The sequence below is a fragment of the Mycobacterium sp. IS-2888 genome, from assembly GCF_001954215.1.
GTDB lineage: Bacteria > Actinomycetota > Actinomycetes > Mycobacteriales > Mycobacteriaceae > Mycobacterium.
Genome location: NZ_MBET01000052.1, coordinates 105,848 through 122,226, shown reverse-complemented (window position 1 = coordinate 122,226; position 16,379 = coordinate 105,848). Strand labels below are relative to the sequence as shown.

The following is a 16,379-nucleotide window of genomic DNA, read 5'->3' as shown; positions in this document are numbered from 1 at the left end:
CTGTAGTACGGGCCACCCGCGCCGACGCCTCAGGTGAAGCGGAACCAGCGCAGCGCGGCCAGCGCCGCCGCCGCGCCCCATACCGCCAGGACGACGACGCCGAACCAGTCCGCGGACAACATCATGGCCCGTGACAGCGCCTCGGTGAGCGCGCCGGACGGGGTCAGCCGGGCGGCCCACTTGAACCCGGCCGGGATCAGGTTGGTCTCCACGGTCAGCGCGCCGAGGCCGGCGAAGACGAACCACATCAGGTTGGCCACCGCCAGCACGATCTCGGCGCGCAGCGTCCCGCCCAGCAACAGCCCCAGGGCCGCAAAACAGGCGGTGCCGAGCGCGATCACCGCCGCACCCACCAGCAACGCCGCCGGGGCCGGCCGCCAGCCGAGCCCAAAACCGATGGCCCCCAACAGGATTGCCTGTAGGAACACCACCGTGACCACGGCCAGCGACTTGCCGGCGATGATGCCCCAGACCGGCAGCGGAGTGGCACCCAGCCGTTTGAGCGCGCCATAGCGGCGGTCGAACGCGACCGCGATCGCCTGCCCGGTGAACGCGGTCGAGATCACCGCCAGGGCCATGATGACCGGGACGAACGTCGCGGCGCGGTTGTGGCCGAACGAACCGAGCGGCAGCAGCGTGAGCCCGACCAGCAGCGTGATCGGGATGAACATGGTCAGCAGCAACTGTTCGCCGTTGCGCAGCAACAGCTTTAACTCCAGGCCGAACTGCGCGGCGAGCATCCGCGGCACGGCGTTGGGCCGGGGGTCGGGGGTAAACGTGCCCGCGGGGAAGACGTCCGATTGAGTCACTGCCGTAGCTTCCTGCCGGTGAGGTCGAGGAACACGTCCTCGAGGCTGCGCTGCTCGACGCGCATGTCGGTGGCCAGCACGTCGATCTGCGCGCACCACGCCGTGACGGTGGCCAGCACCTGCGGGTCGACCGGCCCCTCGACGAGGTACTCGCCCGGCGTCACCTCGCTGGCCTTGTAGTCCTCGGGCAGAGCCGCGGCCAACAGGGACAGATTCAGCCGCGGCGGCGCGGTGAAACGCAACTGGTCCTTGGCCCCGGCGCGCATCAGCTCGGTCGGAGTCCCCGACGCCACCGTCGCGCCGTGGTCGATGATCACCAGCCGATCGGCGAGCTCCTCGGCCTCCTTGAGCTGGTGGGTGGTCAGCAGCACCGTCACCCCGTCGCGGCGCAGCGCGTCGATGAGTTCCCAGACCAGCAGGCGGGCGTGGGCGTCCATGCCCGCGGTGGGTTCGTCGAGGAACACCAGTTCCGGACGCCCGACCAGCGCGCAGGCCAGCGCGAGCCGCTGCTGCTGCCCGCCGGACAGCCGTCGATAGGTGGTCCGTGCCGCGTCGGTCAGCCCGAGGGTGTCCAGCAGCCACGCCGGGTCCAGCGGGTCGGCGGCGTAGGAGGCGACCAGGTTGAGCATTTCCCCGGCCCGCGCCGCGGGGTAGCCACCCCCGCCCTGCAGCATCACCCCGATGCGGGCGCGCAGGCGGGCGTTGTCGGCGATCGGGTCGAGCCCGAGCACTTCGATGGTGCCGGCGTCCGGGCGCACGAAGCCTTCGCACATCTCCACGGTCGTCGTCTTGCCCGCGCCGTTGGGCCCGAGTAGCGCCAGCACCTCCGCGGCGTGCACGTCCAGATCGAGGTCGCGCACGGCCTTGGTCGAGCCGTAGTGCTTGCATACCCCGCGCAGTCGGACGACGGGGGCTTGTGGGGCCGAGCTCACGTGGAATCAGCGTAGGCGTCGGGCGCCGCCTCGGAGTTGGGGGAGGCGCTCGGGGTCTTCGACGTCGGGGGCGCGGACAGCTCAATGGCCTTCTCGCCGTTGGCTTCTGGGCTCTTCGGCTGCAGCGGTCGCCACGGCAAGCGGGTGTACGTCAGCGCGATGAGGATCGCCACGATGACGGTGCTGGCCACGGTGGCGTCCACGATCTGAAATAGCGCGAAGCGGTCGCCGTTGGCCGTCGGCCCGAAGATGCCGACGACGAGGGTGATGACGATGACGGCCACCCGAAAGCCGGTGCGGGTGGCCCACGCGGCCAGCGGAATGATGGCCCACAACAGATACCAGGGCTGCACGACGGGAAAGAGCAGCACCGTGATGCCCAGGGCGACGCCCAGGCCGCCGATCGGGTGCAGTCGTCCGCGGAAAACGGCGACCAACAGCCACAGCACCATCACCATGATGATCAGCACACCGATGCCACGGGTCAGCGCCAGCACGGCGGTGGTGTGATCGCCGAGGCCGAGCAGGATGCCCACCTGCCCGGTGCCGAGCGCCAGCAGCGTCGGCGGCGACATCCAGCTGCGCACCACGTTGGCGGTGCCCAGCGTGTAGATCCAGCCGAATCCGAGCCCGCTGGCCCAGCCGACCAGCGCCATCACCGACAGCGACAGCGCCGCCATTCCGCCGCCCGTGAGCAGCAGCGCGCGCAGGTTGCCCCCGCAGCGATACGCCAACGCCATCGTCACGAATCCGAGCGCCAGCAGCGACGGCAGCTTCACCTGCGACGACAGCGTGATCAGGACAGCGCCGGCCAGCAGCATGCCCAACGGTTCCCAGTCCGGGCCGAACCGCCACGAGCGGGGCAATAGCCTCGGGGAGTCGATACCGCGCAGCGCGAATTCGGCGCCGGCCAGCATCAGGCCGAGCATCAGCGCCTCGTTGTGGATGCCGGCGACCAGATGCATGATCAGCAGCGGATTCGCGGCACCCAGCCACAGCGCGCTGACCTCGGCGACGCCGCAACGCCGCGCCAGCCGCGGTGTCGCCCATACGATCAGGCCCACCCCGAGCAGCACCACCAGCCGGTGACAGAGCACCGCGGCGACGATGTTTTCGCCGGTCAGAGCCGAGATTCCGCGCCCGATCCATAGGAACAGCGGGCCGTAGGGCGCCGGCGTCTCGCGCCACAGGCTGGGCACGGACAGGGTGAACACGTGGGACAGGCCCAGGCCGGACGCCGGGCCCACCCGGTAGGGATCGAGTCCGTCCAGCGAGATCTGGCTCTGGGCGAGGTAGGAGTAGACGTCCTTGCTGTACATCGGCGGCGCGATCAGCAGCGGCAGGGTCCACAGCAGCAGGGTGCGGTCCAGGTCGCCCCGCGACATCCGCCGGCTGCCCAGCGCGAACCGGCCGAGCATCAGCCAGGCCAGGGCCATCATCACCGCGCCGGTCGTCGTCATCGTCAGCGACACCGTCTGGATCCGCGACGGCAGGTTGAGCAGCCGGACCCCGAACGTGGGGTCCTGGACGACGGGCCGGGCCCCGGCGCCTAATGCACCGATCGCCATCAGGACGGTGCCGGTGGCCCCGAACAGGCGGGTGCGCTGCAGAGCGGTGAGCTCGGTATCGTTCAGCGGCGTGCCCACGGCCTGCTCATCGCCGTGCAAACTGGCGATCGAGGAGCTCAGCGTGTGGTGGCGGGCTGCCATCAGAGCAGCGTAGCCGGTGTGACCAGCGCAACCGTCCACGCAGGGCACCCTTGCTGGACCGATTTCCGGAATTGCGTCACACTGGTGTTGTGAAAATCCGCACCAGCTACCCGGACGCCGCTGTGCCCGCAGCGGGGGCGGCGGCGCCGGATGGCCAGACGCAGACCCGCCGGGCCATCGTGCGCTTACTGCTGGAATCCGGATCGATCACCGCCGGCGAGATCGGCGACCGGCTGGGCCTGGCCGCCGCCGGTGTGCGGCGTCACCTCGACGCGCTGATCGACGCGGGCGATGCCGAGTCCGTGCCCGCCGCACCGTGGCAGCAGGCCGGGCGTGGCAGGCCGGCGAAGCGGTTTCGGCTGACCGCCGCGGGCCGGGCCAAGCTCGAGCACTCCTACGACGACCTGGCGGCCGCGGCGATGCGGCAGCTACGCGAGATCGGCGGGGAGGACGCGGTGCAGACGTTCGCCCGCCAGCGGATCGACGCGATCCTGGCCGGCGTGCCGGGCGCCGAGAGCGCCGCGGACGACGACGTCGAGGCGGCCGCCGAGCGAGTCGCCGGTGCGCTGACCAACGCCGGCTATGTCGCCACCACGACGCGGGTCGGTGGGCCGATCCACGGCGTGCAGATCTGCCAGCATCACTGCCCGGTATCGCACGTCGCCGAGGAATTCCCGGAGCTGTGCGAGGCCGAGCAGCAGGCGATGGCCGAGGTGCTGGGAACCCACGTGCAGCGGTTGGCGACCATCGTCAACGGCGACTGCGCCTGCACCACGCACGTACCTCTTACTGTTCCTCTCTCTAAGGCGCCCAGCCCGCGCCGCGACACCACGAGCATCAAAGGAGCGTCCGCATGACACTCACCCCGGAGGCCAGCAAGGCCCCCACCCAGCCGCTGACCCAGGCGGAGGCCATCGCGTCGCTGAGCCGGTACGGCTACGGCTGGGTGGACTCCGACACCGCGGGTGCCAGCGCCCAGCGCGGGCTCTCCGAGGCGGTCGTTCGCGACATCTCGGCGAAGAAGAACGAGCCGGAGTGGATGCTGCAATCGCGGCTGAAGGCGCTGCGCATCTTCGAGCGCAAGCCGATGCCGAACTGGGGTTCGAACCTGGGCGGCATCGACTTCGACAACATCAAGTACTTCGTGCGCTCCACCGAGAAGCAGGCCGCCACGTGGGACGACCTGCCCGAGGACATCCGCAACACCTACGACCGGCTGGGCATCCCCGAGGCCGAGAAGCAGCGCCTGGTCGCCGGCGTCGCGGCCCAGTACGAGTCCGAGGTGGTCTACCACCAGATCCGGGAAGACCTTGAGACTCAAGGCGTTATCTTCCTCGACACCGACACGGGTCTGCGGGAACACCCCGAGATCTTCCAGGAGTACTTCGGCACCGTGATCCCGGCGGGGGACAACAAGTTCTCCGCGCTGAACACCGCGGTGTGGAGCGGTGGATCGTTCATCTACGTGCCGCCGGGCGTGCACGTCGACATCCCGCTGCAGGCCTACTTCCGGATCAACACCGAGAACATGGGCCAGTTCGAGCGGACGCTGATCATCGCCGACGAGGGTTCGTACGTGCACTACGTCGAGGGCTGCACCGCGCCGATCTACAAGTCGGATTCGCTGCACTCGGCCGTGGTCGAGATCGTCGTGAAACCGCATGCGCGCGTTCGCTACACGACGATCCAGAACTGGTCCGGCAACGTCTACAACCTGGTCACCAAGCGGGCCCGCGCCGAGGCCGGCGCCACCATGGAGTGGATCGACGGCAACATCGGCTCGAAGGTGACCATGAAGTACCCGGCGGTCTGGATGACCGGCGAGCACGCGAAGGGCGAGGTGCTGTCGGTGGCGTTCGCCGGCGAGGACCAGCACCAGGACACCGGCGCCAAGATGCTGCACCTGGCGCCGAACACGTCGAGCAACATCGTGTCCAAGTCGGTGGCGCGCGGCGGGGGCCGCACCTCGTACCGCGGCCTGGTGCAGGTGAACAAGGGTGCGCACGGATCACGCTCGAGCGTGAAATGTGATGCGCTGCTGGTCGATACGATCAGCCGCAGCGACACCTACCCGTACGTCGACATCCGCGAGGACGACGTCACGATGGGTCACGAGGCCACCGTGTCGAAGGTCAGCGAGAACCAGCTGTTCTACCTGATGAGCCGCGGGCTGACCGAGGACGAGGCGATGGCCATGGTGGTGCGCGGCTTCGTGGAGCCGATCGCCAAGGAGCTTCCGATGGAGTACGCGCTGGAGCTCAACCGGCTGATCGAGCTGCAGATGGAGGGCGCGGTCGGATGACCGCCGCTCTGAATAAAGGAGAGCTGTTTGCCTCCTTTGACGTTGACGCGTTCGAGGTTCCGCACGGCCGCGACGAACTCTGGCGGTTCACCCCGCTGCGACGCCTGCGCGGCCTGCACGACGGCTCGGCGCGCGCCTCCGGCAAGGCGCAGGTCAGTATCGGCGAACACCCGGGCGTGCACGTCGAGACGGTGCGCCGGGGCGACGAGCGGCTCGGCCAGGGCGGCGTTCCCGCCGACCGCGTTGCGGCCCAGGCTTTTTCGTCGTTCAACTCGGCGACGCTGGTCACCGTCGGGCGGGACACGCAGATCGCTGACCCGGTGAACATCACCGTCACCGGGCCCGGCGAAGGTGCCGTGGCCTACGGGCATCTGCAGATCAGGGTCGAGGAGCTCGGCGAGGCGGTCGTGGTGATCGACCACCGCGGCGCTGGGACCTATGCCGACAACGTCGAGTTCGTCGTCGACGACGCCGCTCGGCTCACCGTCGTGTGGATCGCCGACTGGGCCGACGACATGGTGCACGTGAGCGCACACCACGCGCGGCTGGGCAAGGACGCGGTACTGCGCCACGTCACCGTCACGCTGGGCGGCGAGGTGGTGCGGATGTCGGCCAACGTGCGCTACACGGGGCCCGGCGGGGACGCGGAGCTGCTCGGGTTGTACTTCGCCGACGACGGTCAGCACCTCGAGTCGCGGCTGCTGGTCGACCACGCCCATCCCGACTGCAAGTCGAATGTGCTGTACAAGGGTGCGCTGCAAGGGGATCCGGACTCGGCGCTGCCCGACGCCCACACCGTCTGGGTGGGCGACGTGTTGATCCGCGCCGAAGCCACCGGCACCGACACCTTCGAAGTCAACCGCAATCTGGTGCTCACCGACGCGGCGCGCGCGGACTCGGTGCCCAACCTGGAGATCGAGACCGGGGAGATCGTCGGCGCCGGACACGCCAGCGCCACGGGGCGTTTCGACGACGAGCAGCTCTTCTACCTACGCTCCCGGGGCATCCCGGAGGACCAAGCCCGCCGGCTGGTGATCCGCGGCTTCTTCGCCGAGATCATCTCCAAGATCGCCGTTCCCGACGTACGGGAACGCCTGACCGCGGCCATCGAACACGAACTGGCCCTTACCGAATCGAAGGCAACAGCTTCATGACGACCCTGGAAATCAAAGACCTGCACGTCAGCGTCGAGAACCCGAACGCCGCCGACGGCGAACGGGAGATCGGAATCCTCAACGGCGTCAACCTGACCGTGAAATCCGGTGAGACGCACGCGTTGATGGGCCCGAACGGCTCCGGCAAGTCGACGCTGTCCTATGCCATCGCCGGTCACCCGAAGTACCGGGTCACCTCCGGATCGATCACGCTCGACGGCGCGGACGTGCTGGCGATGAGCGTCGACGAGCGGGCGCGGGCCGGGATATTTCTGGCCATGCAATATCCGGTCGAGGTGCCCGGCGTCTCGGTGTCGAACTTCCTGCGCTCGGCGGCCACCGCCGTGCGCGGCGAGGCCCCCAAGCTGCGGCACTGGGTCAAGGAGGTCAAGGGGGCGATGACGTCGCTGGAAATCGACCCCGCCTTCGCCGAGCGCAGCGTCAACGAGGGCTTCTCCGGTGGCGAGAAGAAGCGGCACGAAATCTTGCAGCTCGAGTTGCTGAAGCCGAAGATCGCCATCCTGGACGAGACCGACTCGGGGCTGGACGTCGACGCGCTGCGGGTGGTCAGCGACGGCGTGAACCGCTACGCCGAGACCGAGCACGGCGGCATCCTGTTGATCACGCACTACACCCGCATCCTGCGCTACATCCATCCGGAATACGTGCACGTCTTCGTCGGCGGGCGCATCGCCGAATCCGGCGGCTCGGAGCTGGCGGACGAACTCGAGCAAAACGGCTACGTGCGCTTCCAGCAAGCGGCGGCTGAGAAGGTCTAGGGGGAGCGTAACCATGTCGGCATCGGTGACCCCGCTGGACGTCGCGGCGATCCGTGCGGACTTTCCGATCCTCAAGCGCATCATGCGCGGCGGAAATCAGTTGGCGTACCTGGATTCCGGCGCCACGTCGCAACGCCCGCTGCAGGTGCTCGACGCCGAGCGCGAATTTCTGGTCACCTCCAACGGCGCCGTGCATCGCGGTGCGCACCAGCTGATGGAAGAGGCCACCGACGCCTACGAACAGGGGCGTGCCGACATCGCGGCGTTCGTCGGCGCCGACACCGACGAGCTGGTCTTCACCAAGAACGCCACCGAGGCGCTCAACCTGGTGTCCTATGTGCTGGGCGACAATCGGTTCGAGCACGCGGTGGCCGAGGGCGACGTCATCGTCACCACCGAGCTCGAGCACCACGCCAACCTGGTCCCGTGGCAGGAGCTGGCACGGCGCACCGGGGCCACGCTGCGCTGGTACGGCGTGACGGACGACGGGCGCATCGACCTGGACTCGCTGCACCTCGACGAGCGGGTCAAAGTCGTTGCGTTCAGCCACCATTCCAACGTCACCGGCGCATTGGGCCCGGTGGCCGAGCTGGTCGCCCGCGCCAAGAAAGTGGGCGCGCTCACCGTGCTGGACGCGTGCCAGTCGGTGCCGCACGAGCCGGTCGACTTCCACGCGCTCGGCGTCGACTTCGGCGCGTTCTCGGGGCATAAAATGCTGGGCCCCAACGGGATCGGCGTGCTGTACGCTCGCCGCGAGTTGCTGGAGGCGATGCCGCCATTCCTCACCGGCGGTTCGATGATCGAGACGGTGGCGATGGAAGCCTCCACCTACGACGCGCCGCCGCAGCGCTTCGAGGCCGGCACCCCGATGACGTCCCAGGTGGTCGGGCTGGCTGCCGCCGCCCGCTATCTCGGCGACGTCGGCATGGAGGCCGTCGAAGCCCACGAGCGCGAGCTGGTCGCCGCGACCATCGAGGGTCTCTCGGGGATCGGCGCCGTGCGCATCCTCGGACCGGCGTCGATGGAAAACCGCGGCTCGCCGGTGTCTTTCGTCGTCGACGGCGTGCACGCGCACGACGTCGGCCAGGTGCTCGACGACGCGGGCGTCGCGGTGCGGGTCGGACATCACTGCGCGTTGCCGCTGCACCGCAGGTTCGGCCTGGCCGCCACCGCGCGGGCGTCGTTCGCGCTGTACAACACCGCCGACGAGGTCGACCGATTGGTGGCCGGGGTGCGCCGGGCCGTGGACTTCTTCGGGAGAGACTGACCGTGCGTCTCGAGCAGATCTATCAGGACGTGATCCTCGATCACTACAAGCACCCGCAACACCGCGGACTGCGGGAGCCGTTCGGCGCGCAGGTCTTTCACGTCAACCCGGTCTGCGGCGACGAGGTCACCCTGCGGGTGACGCTGTCCGACGACGGTGAGACCGTCGCGGACGTCTCCTACGACGGGCAGGGTTGTTCGATCAGCCAGGCGGCCACCTCGGTGCTCACCCAGCAGGTGATCGGCCAGAGCGTCGGCGAGGCACTCAAGACCGTCACCGCGTTCACCGAAATGGTCTCCTCGCGGGGAACCGTCGAGGGTGACGAGGACGTCCTGGGTGACGGCGTCGCGTTCGCCGGAGTGGCCAAATACCCGGCGCGGGTGAAATGCGCGCTGTTGGGCTGGATGGCTTTCAAAGACGCACTGGCGCAAGCTGTTACAGACCCCAAGGAGGGTAGGGATGAGCGAAACCACCGCGCAGGATGACGAACTGCTCGCCGACGTCGAGGAGGCGATGCGCGATGTCGTCGATCCCGAACTGGGGATCAACGTCGTCGATCTGGGGCTGGTGTACGGCCTGAACGTCGAGGAGGGCGACCAAGGAACCGTCGCGCTGATCGACATGACGTTGACGTCGGCGGCCTGTCCGCTGACCGACGTCATCGAGGATCAGTCACGCAGCGCCCTGGTCGGCGCCGGCCTGGTCGACGACCTGCGGATCAACTGGGTGTGGAACCCGCCGTGGGGCCCGGACAAGATCACCGACGACGGCCGCGAACAGCTGCGCGCCCTCGGCTTCACCGTCTGAAGCCCGGCCCGCCGCTAGAAGTGCAACGGCAGGTGGGGAAGGTGCAAGTGATGGTGCGGACGCCCCATCGGGGGACATGCCTCGAGGCTGATCATGATGGCATGCAGCACGCCGCCGTCCTGGGTTCCCTGCGCGCCCAAGCACTTTCCGTTCGTTATCGCCTGAGTGTCGGACGGCGTCTGCCTCTTGTATGACGTCGAGTCGGTCACCGTCACGTTGGTGGGCGTCGGTTGGGGACCCAAGCCGCTGACGGCGATGGTGTTACCCGAGACCGAACTGACCGTGCCGTAAAACCCGGCGGGCGGTGGGCACTTGCCGTCGACGGCGGCGGTGATGATCACCGACTGCGCGGTGATCGCGCCCGGCGCGGGCGCGCTTTGCGGGGTGGCGCGCACGTTGACACAACTACCAGGGGTCACGTCGGTCAGCTTGGCCGGGGTGACGTCGACGACCCGGGTCGATGGGGTGAAGTCCACCGTCGCCGACCCGGTGCGGGTCCTCAGGCCGATCGTGCCGCCCGACACCGACTCGACCAGGCCTTCGACGTAGTCCTTGGCCGCCGGGGGCGGTGCCGGTGCCGGTGCCGGGGCGGGTGCGGCGCTCGGAGCCGAGCTCGGCGGGAGCGCGGTGACGGTCGGCTTTCCGGGACTGCTCGTGTTCGACGTGTTCGAGGGGCCGCACATGGCGACGCCCACCACGATGGCGACGAGGACCGCGACGACTCCGAATTGCGCCAGCCGGGGTTTGCTCGAGATGGTAGGCATCGACGTTTTCTCCGATCGCCCGTTTAGCCTGGGCACTCGGATACCCGCCGGAGCCCGCTTTCAGCTATGCCCGCGACCGATGTGAGGGCAATCACCCGCCGTGCGGGGGTGTGCCCTTGCTCGGGCATTTGCCGTCGTTGGCGCCTCGCAGCTTGATCGAGGTCGCCTGCAGCGTACCGCCGCTGTCCAGGGTGCCGCGCGCGCTGACGCATTTGCCCTGGGCAATCGCGTCGGGTGTGGCGGTGGTCAGCTTGGAGTATTTGGTGTTGTCGTCGACGGTGACGGTCGTCTGGGTGGTGTTCCCGCTGGCGTCGGCGCCCGCAACGGTGATGCTGTTACCGGTCACCGAGGCGACCGAGCCGCGCAGCGGCTTGGGCTTGGCGGGGGCCGGCGCACCGGGCGGCGGCGTGGTGGTGGTGGAACCCTGCGGCGACTCCTTGCCGGGCGGGCAGGTGCCGTTGACCGACGGGCTCACTCGGACGGACGCCGCGGTCACGGGCTGGTTGCCCTGGATCTCCTGGGCGGGCCGCACGCTGATGCAGCTGCCCGAGGTGACGTCGCTCAGTGTGGCCGGGGCGACCTCGGTGACCTTGGTCGTCGAGGTGAAGTTGACGGCGGCCTTGGTGTTGTCGTCCTTGGTGACCTGGATCGAGTTACCGGCCACCGAGGCGATCAGGCCGTTGACCGAGGCCTCGCCCTGGGCGGGTGCCGGCGAGGTGCTCGTCGACGTCACAGTCGACGTCGAGGTGGACGTCGACGCCGGAGTCGAGTTGTTCGACGAGCCGCACGCCGCGACGGACAGCGCGGCGGCGCCCGTGGCGGCGAGGATGGCGAACCGGGTAAGCGGGACAGGCATCAAGGTTTCTCCCCTCGTGGTTGGACCACGAAAAGGTGTACCCGTTCAAGCTGTGCCCGACCTGTGCGTGTTGCGCCGCTAGAACGCGTCCTCTGGCAGGCGCATGATCTCGTCGTCGATCGTCTCGATGACGTGGCGCAGCGAGGTCAGCCGCGGAAGCATGTTCCTGGCGAAGAACGCCGCGGTCGCGACCTTGCCCTGATAGAACGCCTCGTCCTCCTTCGCCCGCCCGTTGGCCAGCGCGGTGTGGGCGATGCCGGCCTGAGCCAGCAGGCGCCAGCCGATGAGCAGGTCGCCGATGGCGAGCAGGTATCGCACCGATCCCAGCCCGACCTTGTAGATGTCGGTGGGGTTCTCCGCGGCGGACATCAAATATCCGGTGAGGGCCCCCGTCATCGCCGTGGCATCGTCCAGCGCGGTTTGGAGCAACTCGGCCAGTGGTTTCAGCGCCTCGTCGCAGGTATCGATGGTTCGGCTGATCTGAGCCGTCACGAACTGCAGGGCCTCGCCGCGGTCACGGACTATCTTGCGGAAGAACAGATCCAGCGCCTGGATGGCGGTGGTGCCCTCGTAGAGCGAATCGATTTTGGAATCGCGGATGTATTGCTCCAGCGGATAGTCGACCAGGAAGCCCGAGCCGCCCAGCGTTTGCAGCGACTCCGTCAGGAGCTCGTAAGCCCGTTCGGAGCTCACCCCCTTGACGATCGGCAGCAGCAGGTCGTCCACGCGGTGCGCCATGTCGTGATCCGCGCCCGAAACCCGTTGCGCGACAGCATCATCCTGATGCGCGGCCGCGTACAGGTACAGCGCCCGCAGCCCCTCGGCGTACGCCTTCTGGGTCATCAGGCTGCGGCGCACATCGGGGTGGTGCATGATCGTGACCCGCGGCGCGGTCTTGTCGGCCATCTGGGTGAGATCCGCGCCCTGCACCCGTTCCTTCGCGAAGGCCAGCGCGTTGAGGTAGCCCGTCGACAAGGTGCCGGCGGCCTTGACGCCGATCGTCATGCGGGCGTGCTCGATGACGGTGAACATCTGCGCGATCCCGTTGTGCACGCCGCCCACCAGATAGCCGACGGCGGGGACATCGGTTGCGCCGAAAGTCATTTCGCACGTCGGAGAGGACTTGATGCCCATCTTGTGCTCCAGCCCGGTGGCGAAAACGCCGTTGCGGGGACCGAGTTCGAACGTGTCGGGATCGAAAAGGTAGTTGGGCACGTAGAACAGGCTCAACCCCTTGGTGCCCGGGCCGGCACCCTCGGGCCTGGCCAGCACGAGGTGGAAGATGTTCTCGGCGGTGTTACCGACGTCGCCGCCCGAGATGAACCGTTTGACGCCCTCGATGTGCCAGGTGCCGTCCGGTTGTTCGACGGCCTTGGTGCGGCCGGCCCCGACATCGGAGCCCGCGTCGGGTTCGGTGAGCACCATGGTGGATTGCCAGCCGCGCTCGACGCCGGCCGCCGCCCAGCGCCGCTGCTGCTCGTCGCCCTCGATGTAGAGCGCCTGAGCCAGCACGGGACCCAGGTTGTAGAAGTTCGCGGAGGGATTGGCGCAGATGATCATCTCGTTGACGGCCCACGCCAGGGGCGCGGGCGCGGGCATGCCACCGATCTCCTCGGCCAGACCCAGGCGCCACCAGCCCGCCTCCTTGATGGCTTGCACCGTCTTGGCTAACTCGGGCGCCACGCTGATGGTGTGGCCCTTGGGATCGAATTCCGGCGGGTTGCGGTCGGCAAAGGCGAAGGATTCGGCGACCGGGCCCTCGGCGAGGCGAGCCGCCTCGGCCAATATCGTGCGGACCGTGTCGGCGTCGAGGTCGGCATAGCTGCCGGTGCCGAGTACGGCGCCGACGTCAAGGACCTCGAACAGGTTGAACTCCAGGTCGCGCACGTTAGCGATGTAGTGGCCCAAGGCAATTCCCTCGCTGGTCGGATAGCAGGCGGATGGTCCGCCGTAAGTGTGTCCGACGTGGGAAAACGTACGCAACCGTAACCTTGCGGCGCGGGAACGGTGCGGGAACATAGGGGCCGCTCCGGGCGTTAGGCGGTTTGTGACAACACGCGATCTCACCGCCGAGGTGTTCAACGAGACCATCGAGGGCAACGACATCGTCCTCGTCGACTTCTGGGCTTCGTGGTGCGGACCATGTCGCCAGTTCGGGCCGACGTTCCAGGCATCGTCGGAGAAACACCCCGACATCGTGCACGCCAAGGTGGACACCGAAGCCGAGCAGCAGCTGGCCGCGGCCGCCCAGATCCGCTCCATCCCGACGCTGATGGCGTTTAAGAAGGGCAAGCTGCTCTTCAACCAGGCGGGGGCCTTGCCGCCCGCGGCCCTGGAGGACCTGGTGCAGCAGATCAAGGCCTTCGACGTCGACGCGGCCGAAGCCGAGCAAGGCTGATACCCCGGTTTTTCCGGGTGCGCGCTACCGTTCACGGGTGAGTTTGGTACTCGTTGAACAGCCGCGCCCCGGCGTGGCCTTGATCACCCTCAACCGCCCCGAGCGCATGAATTCCATGGCCTTCGACGTCATGGTGCCGCTCAAAGAGGCCCTGGACAAGGTCACCTACGACAATTCCGTGCGCGTGGTCGTGCTGACCGGGGCGGGCCGTGGGTTTTCCTCGGGCGCCGATCACAAATCCGCCGGCACCGTGCCGAACGTCGACGGCTTGACCCGCCCGACCTACGCGCTGCGCTCCATGGAAGTGCTCGACGACGTCATTCTGTCGCTGCGGCGGTTACACCAACCCGTGATCGCGGCGGTCAACGGGCCGGCGATCGGCGGTGGCCTGTGCCTGGCGCTGGCCGCCGACATCCGGGTGGCGTCGACCAACGCCTACTTCCGCGCCGCCGGCATCAACAACGGGCTGACCGCCAGCGAACTCGGGCTGAGCTACCTCTTGCCCAGGGCCATCGGATCGTCGCGCGCGTTCGAGATCATGCTGACCGGCCGCGACGTCTCGGCCGAGGAAGCAGAGCGCATCGGGCTGGTGTCGTGCCAGGTGCCGGAAGACCAGTTGCTGGATACTTGCTATGCGATCGCGGCCCGAATCGCGGCGTTCTCGCGGCCCGGAACCGAGTTGACCAAGCGCACACTCTGGAGTGGACTGGACGCCGGTAGCCTGGAAGGGCACATGCAAGCCGAGGGCTTGGGACAGCTTTTCGTCCGTCTGCTCACCGCCAACTTCGAAGAAGCGGTTGCCGCACGCGCAGAACGCCGCCCGCCGGTCTTCACCGACGACAAATAATCTTTCATGTCAGGAGAGCGATCGTGATCACGGCCACGGACCTCGAGGTCCGCGCCGGCGCGCGCATCTTGCTCTCACCCGACGGCCCGGACCTGCGGGTGCAGCCCGGCGACCGCATCGGGCTGGTCGGACGCAACGGCGCGGGCAAGACGACCACCCTCCGCATTCTGGCGGGCGAGAGCGAACCGTACGCCGGATCGGTCAGCCGGATCGGCGAAATCGGTTACCTGCCACAGGATCCCAAAGAGGGCGATCTCGACGTGCTGGCCCGCGACCGGGTGCTGTCGGCTCGCGGTTTGGACGTATTGCTCACCGACCTGGAAAAGCAGCAAGCGTTGATGGCCGAGGTCGCCGACGACGACGCGCGCGACCGTGCGATCCGCCGCTACGGTCAGCTCGAGGAGCGGTTCGTGGCGCTGGGCGGCTACGGGGCCGAAAGCGAAGCCGGGCGCATCTGCGCGAGTCTCGGCCTGCCGGAACGGGTGCTGACGCAGCAACTGCGCACGCTGTCCGGCGGGCAGCGCCGGCGCGTCGAACTGGCGCGCATCCTGTTCGCCGCGTCGGACAGCGGCGCGGGCTCGTCCACTACCCTGCTGCTGGACGAGCCGACCAACCACCTCGACGCGGATTCGCTTGGCTGGCTGCGGGATTTCCTGCGCGCACACACCGGCGGGCTGGTGGTCATCAGCCACAACGTCGAATTGATCGCCGACGTCGTCAACCGGGTGTGGTTTCTGGATGCCGTGCGCGGCGAGATCGACGTCTACAACATGGGCTGGCAGAAATACCTCGACGCCCGCGCCACCGACGAACAGCGTCGCCGCCGCGAACGCGCCAACGCCGAACGCAAGGCCGCCGCGCTGCGCACGCAGGCCGCCAAACTGGGCGCCAAGGCCACCAAAGCCGTTGCGGCGCAAAACATGTTGCGCCGCGCCGACCGGATGATGGCCGCACTCGACGAGGAGCGGGTCGCCGAGAAGGTGGCCCGCATCAAATTTCCCACCCCGGCCGCCTGTGGCCGCACGCCGCTGGTGGCCACCGGGTTGGGCAAGTCCTACGGGTCGCTGGAAGTGTTCACCGGTGTCGATCTGGCGATCGACCGCGGCTCGCGGGTTGTCGTGCTGGGGCTCAACGGCGCCGGCAAGACCACGCTGCTGCGGTTGCTGGCAGGCGTCGAGGATCCCGACACCGGCGGGCTCGAGCCGGGACACGGTTTGCGGATCGGATATTTCGCGCAGGAGCACGACACCCTCGACGACGACGCGACGGTGTGGGAGAACATCCGGCATGCCGCACCGGATTCCGGTGAACAGGACCTGCGCGGCCTGCTGGGGGCTTTCATGTTCAGCGGTGCGCAGCTCGAGCAAGCCGCCGGCACCCTGTCCGGCGGGGAGAAGACCCGCCTCGCGCTGGCCGGGCTGGTGGCGTCCACGGCGAACGTGCTGTTGCTCGACGAGCCCACCAACAATCTCGACCCCGCGTCGCGCGAGCAGGTGCTCGACGCGCTGCGCAGCTATCGCGGCGCGGTGGTGCTGGTGACGCACGACCCCGGGGCGGCCGAGGCGCTCGATCCGCAACGCGTCGTGTTGTTGCCCGACGGCACCGAGGACTACTGGTCGGACGAGTATCGGGATCTGATCGAACTGGCTTGATCTTGATGTGGCCGCTGCGGATTCGGCGAAACCGCCCACGCGGCCGACGGTGGGTTCTTACCCTGTGTGCTTGGGATCGTGTTTCAAGCCTGGAGGGGCCCCA

15 protein-coding genes and 1 pseudogene are annotated in these 16,379 nt (G+C 68.3%); 10 read left to right on the top strand and 6 right to left on the bottom strand.

The window, feature by feature from the left end; genetic code table 11:
- Positions 1 to 29: 29 nt before the first annotated feature.
- The 3 genes from A5745_RS08725 to mptB are packed head-to-tail and all read right to left on the bottom strand — an operon-like array spanning position 30 to position 3,450.
- Complete coding sequence (locus A5745_RS08725; protein WP_076062926.1) at positions 30 to 809, bottom strand: ABC transporter permease; 780 nt, start codon at positions 807 to 809, stop codon at positions 30 to 32.
- A complete protein-coding gene (locus A5745_RS08720; protein ID WP_076115754.1) occupies positions 806 to 1,741 on the bottom strand; it encodes an ABC transporter ATP-binding protein in 936 nt (311 codons plus the stop codon). The genes A5745_RS08725 and A5745_RS08720 overlap by 4 nt, the downstream gene beginning before the upstream one ends.
- Positions 1,738 to 3,450: a polyprenol phosphomannose-dependent alpha 1,6 mannosyltransferase MptB gene (mptB, locus tag A5745_RS08715; RefSeq protein ID WP_076115753.1), complete on the bottom strand. Its 1,713-nt coding sequence runs from the start codon at positions 3,448 to 3,450 to the stop codon at positions 1,738 to 1,740. Before mptB ends, A5745_RS08720 begins: the two co-directional genes overlap by 4 nt.
- On the opposite strand from mptB, the gene A5745_RS08710 reads away from it, so the two are divergent.
- Genes A5745_RS08710 through A5745_RS08680 form a run of 7 tightly spaced genes read left to right on the top strand, consistent with a single transcriptional unit; the run spans position 3,444 to position 9,759 of the window.
- On the top strand, positions 3,444 to 4,307 hold the full coding sequence (locus tag A5745_RS08710; RefSeq protein ID WP_175879791.1) for a metalloregulator ArsR/SmtB family transcription factor: 864 nt from the start codon (positions 3,444 to 3,446) through the stop codon (positions 4,305 to 4,307). The two genes, mptB and A5745_RS08710, sit on opposite strands and share 7 nt — an antisense overlap.
- On the top strand, positions 4,304 to 5,752 hold the full coding sequence (gene sufB / locus A5745_RS08705; RefSeq protein ID WP_076062918.1) for a Fe-S cluster assembly protein SufB: 1,449 nt from the start codon (positions 4,304 to 4,306) through the stop codon (positions 5,750 to 5,752). Before A5745_RS08710 ends, sufB begins: the two co-directional genes overlap by 4 nt.
- Positions 5,749 to 6,906: a Fe-S cluster assembly protein SufD gene (sufD, locus tag A5745_RS08700; RefSeq protein ID WP_076115751.1), complete on the top strand. Its 1,158-nt coding sequence runs from the start codon at positions 5,749 to 5,751 to the stop codon at positions 6,904 to 6,906. The genes sufB and sufD overlap by 4 nt, the downstream gene beginning before the upstream one ends.
- Positions 6,903 to 7,685 (top strand): Fe-S cluster assembly ATPase SufC, encoded by a 783-nt coding sequence (gene sufC / locus A5745_RS08695; protein WP_076062915.1) that lies wholly within the window; start codon positions 6,903 to 6,905, stop codon positions 7,683 to 7,685. The genes sufD and sufC overlap by 4 nt, the downstream gene beginning before the upstream one ends.
- Positions 7,686 to 7,698: 13 nt before the next feature.
- A complete protein-coding gene (locus A5745_RS08690) occupies positions 7,699 to 8,952 on the top strand; it encodes a cysteine desulfurase (protein WP_076115750.1) in 1,254 nt (417 codons plus the stop codon).
- Positions 8,949 to 9,437, top strand: coding sequence for a Fe-S cluster assembly sulfur transfer protein SufU (gene sufU / locus A5745_RS08685; protein ID WP_139329510.1), 489 nt, complete (start codon positions 8,949 to 8,951; stop codon positions 9,435 to 9,437). Before A5745_RS08690 ends, sufU begins: the two co-directional genes overlap by 4 nt.
- A complete protein-coding gene (locus A5745_RS08680; protein WP_076062910.1) occupies positions 9,412 to 9,759 on the top strand; it encodes a metal-sulfur cluster assembly factor in 348 nt (115 codons plus the stop codon). Before sufU ends, A5745_RS08680 begins: the two co-directional genes overlap by 26 nt.
- Before the next feature lie 14 nt (positions 9,760 to 9,773).
- On the opposite strand, the gene A5745_RS08675 is transcribed toward A5745_RS08680, so the two are convergent.
- From A5745_RS08675 to A5745_RS08660, 3 genes are all read right to left on the bottom strand, one after another.
- Positions 9,774 to 10,523, bottom strand: a complete 750-nt coding sequence (locus A5745_RS08675; protein ID WP_076115749.1) for a DUF5666 domain-containing protein — start codon at positions 10,521 to 10,523, stop codon at positions 9,774 to 9,776.
- A 91-nt stretch (positions 10,524 to 10,614) separates the two neighbouring features.
- Positions 10,615 to 11,379, bottom strand: coding sequence for a DUF5666 domain-containing protein (locus A5745_RS08670; RefSeq protein ID WP_254848521.1), 765 nt, complete (start codon positions 11,377 to 11,379; stop codon positions 10,615 to 10,617).
- Positions 11,380 to 11,457: 78 nt separating this feature from the next.
- Complete coding sequence (locus A5745_RS08660; RefSeq protein ID WP_076115748.1) at positions 11,458 to 13,287, bottom strand: acyl-CoA dehydrogenase; 1,830 nt, start codon at positions 13,285 to 13,287, stop codon at positions 11,458 to 11,460.
- Between the two features lie 139 nt (positions 13,288 to 13,426).
- Here A5745_RS08660 and trxA point away from each other — a divergent pair, with 139 nt between their 5' ends.
- The 3 genes and pseudogenes from trxA (at position 13,427) to A5745_RS08645 (ending at position 16,276) form a co-directional block, all read left to right on the top strand.
- Complete coding sequence (trxA, locus tag A5745_RS08655; protein ID WP_076062904.1) at positions 13,427 to 13,777, top strand: thioredoxin; 351 nt, start codon at positions 13,427 to 13,429, stop codon at positions 13,775 to 13,777.
- Positions 13,778 to 13,796: 19 nt separating this feature from the next.
- Positions 13,797 to 14,624, top strand: a pseudogene (locus A5745_RS08650) (enoyl-CoA hydratase); the annotation flags it as partial.
- A 23-nt stretch (positions 14,625 to 14,647) separates the two neighbouring features.
- Positions 14,648 to 16,276 carry an ABC-F family ATP-binding cassette domain-containing protein gene (locus A5745_RS08645; RefSeq protein ID WP_076115747.1) on the top strand — a complete coding sequence of 543 codons (1,629 nt, stop codon included), beginning with the start codon at positions 14,648 to 14,650 and terminating at the stop codon, positions 16,274 to 16,276.
- The last annotated feature ends 103 nt before the right edge of the window (positions 16,277 to 16,379 follow it).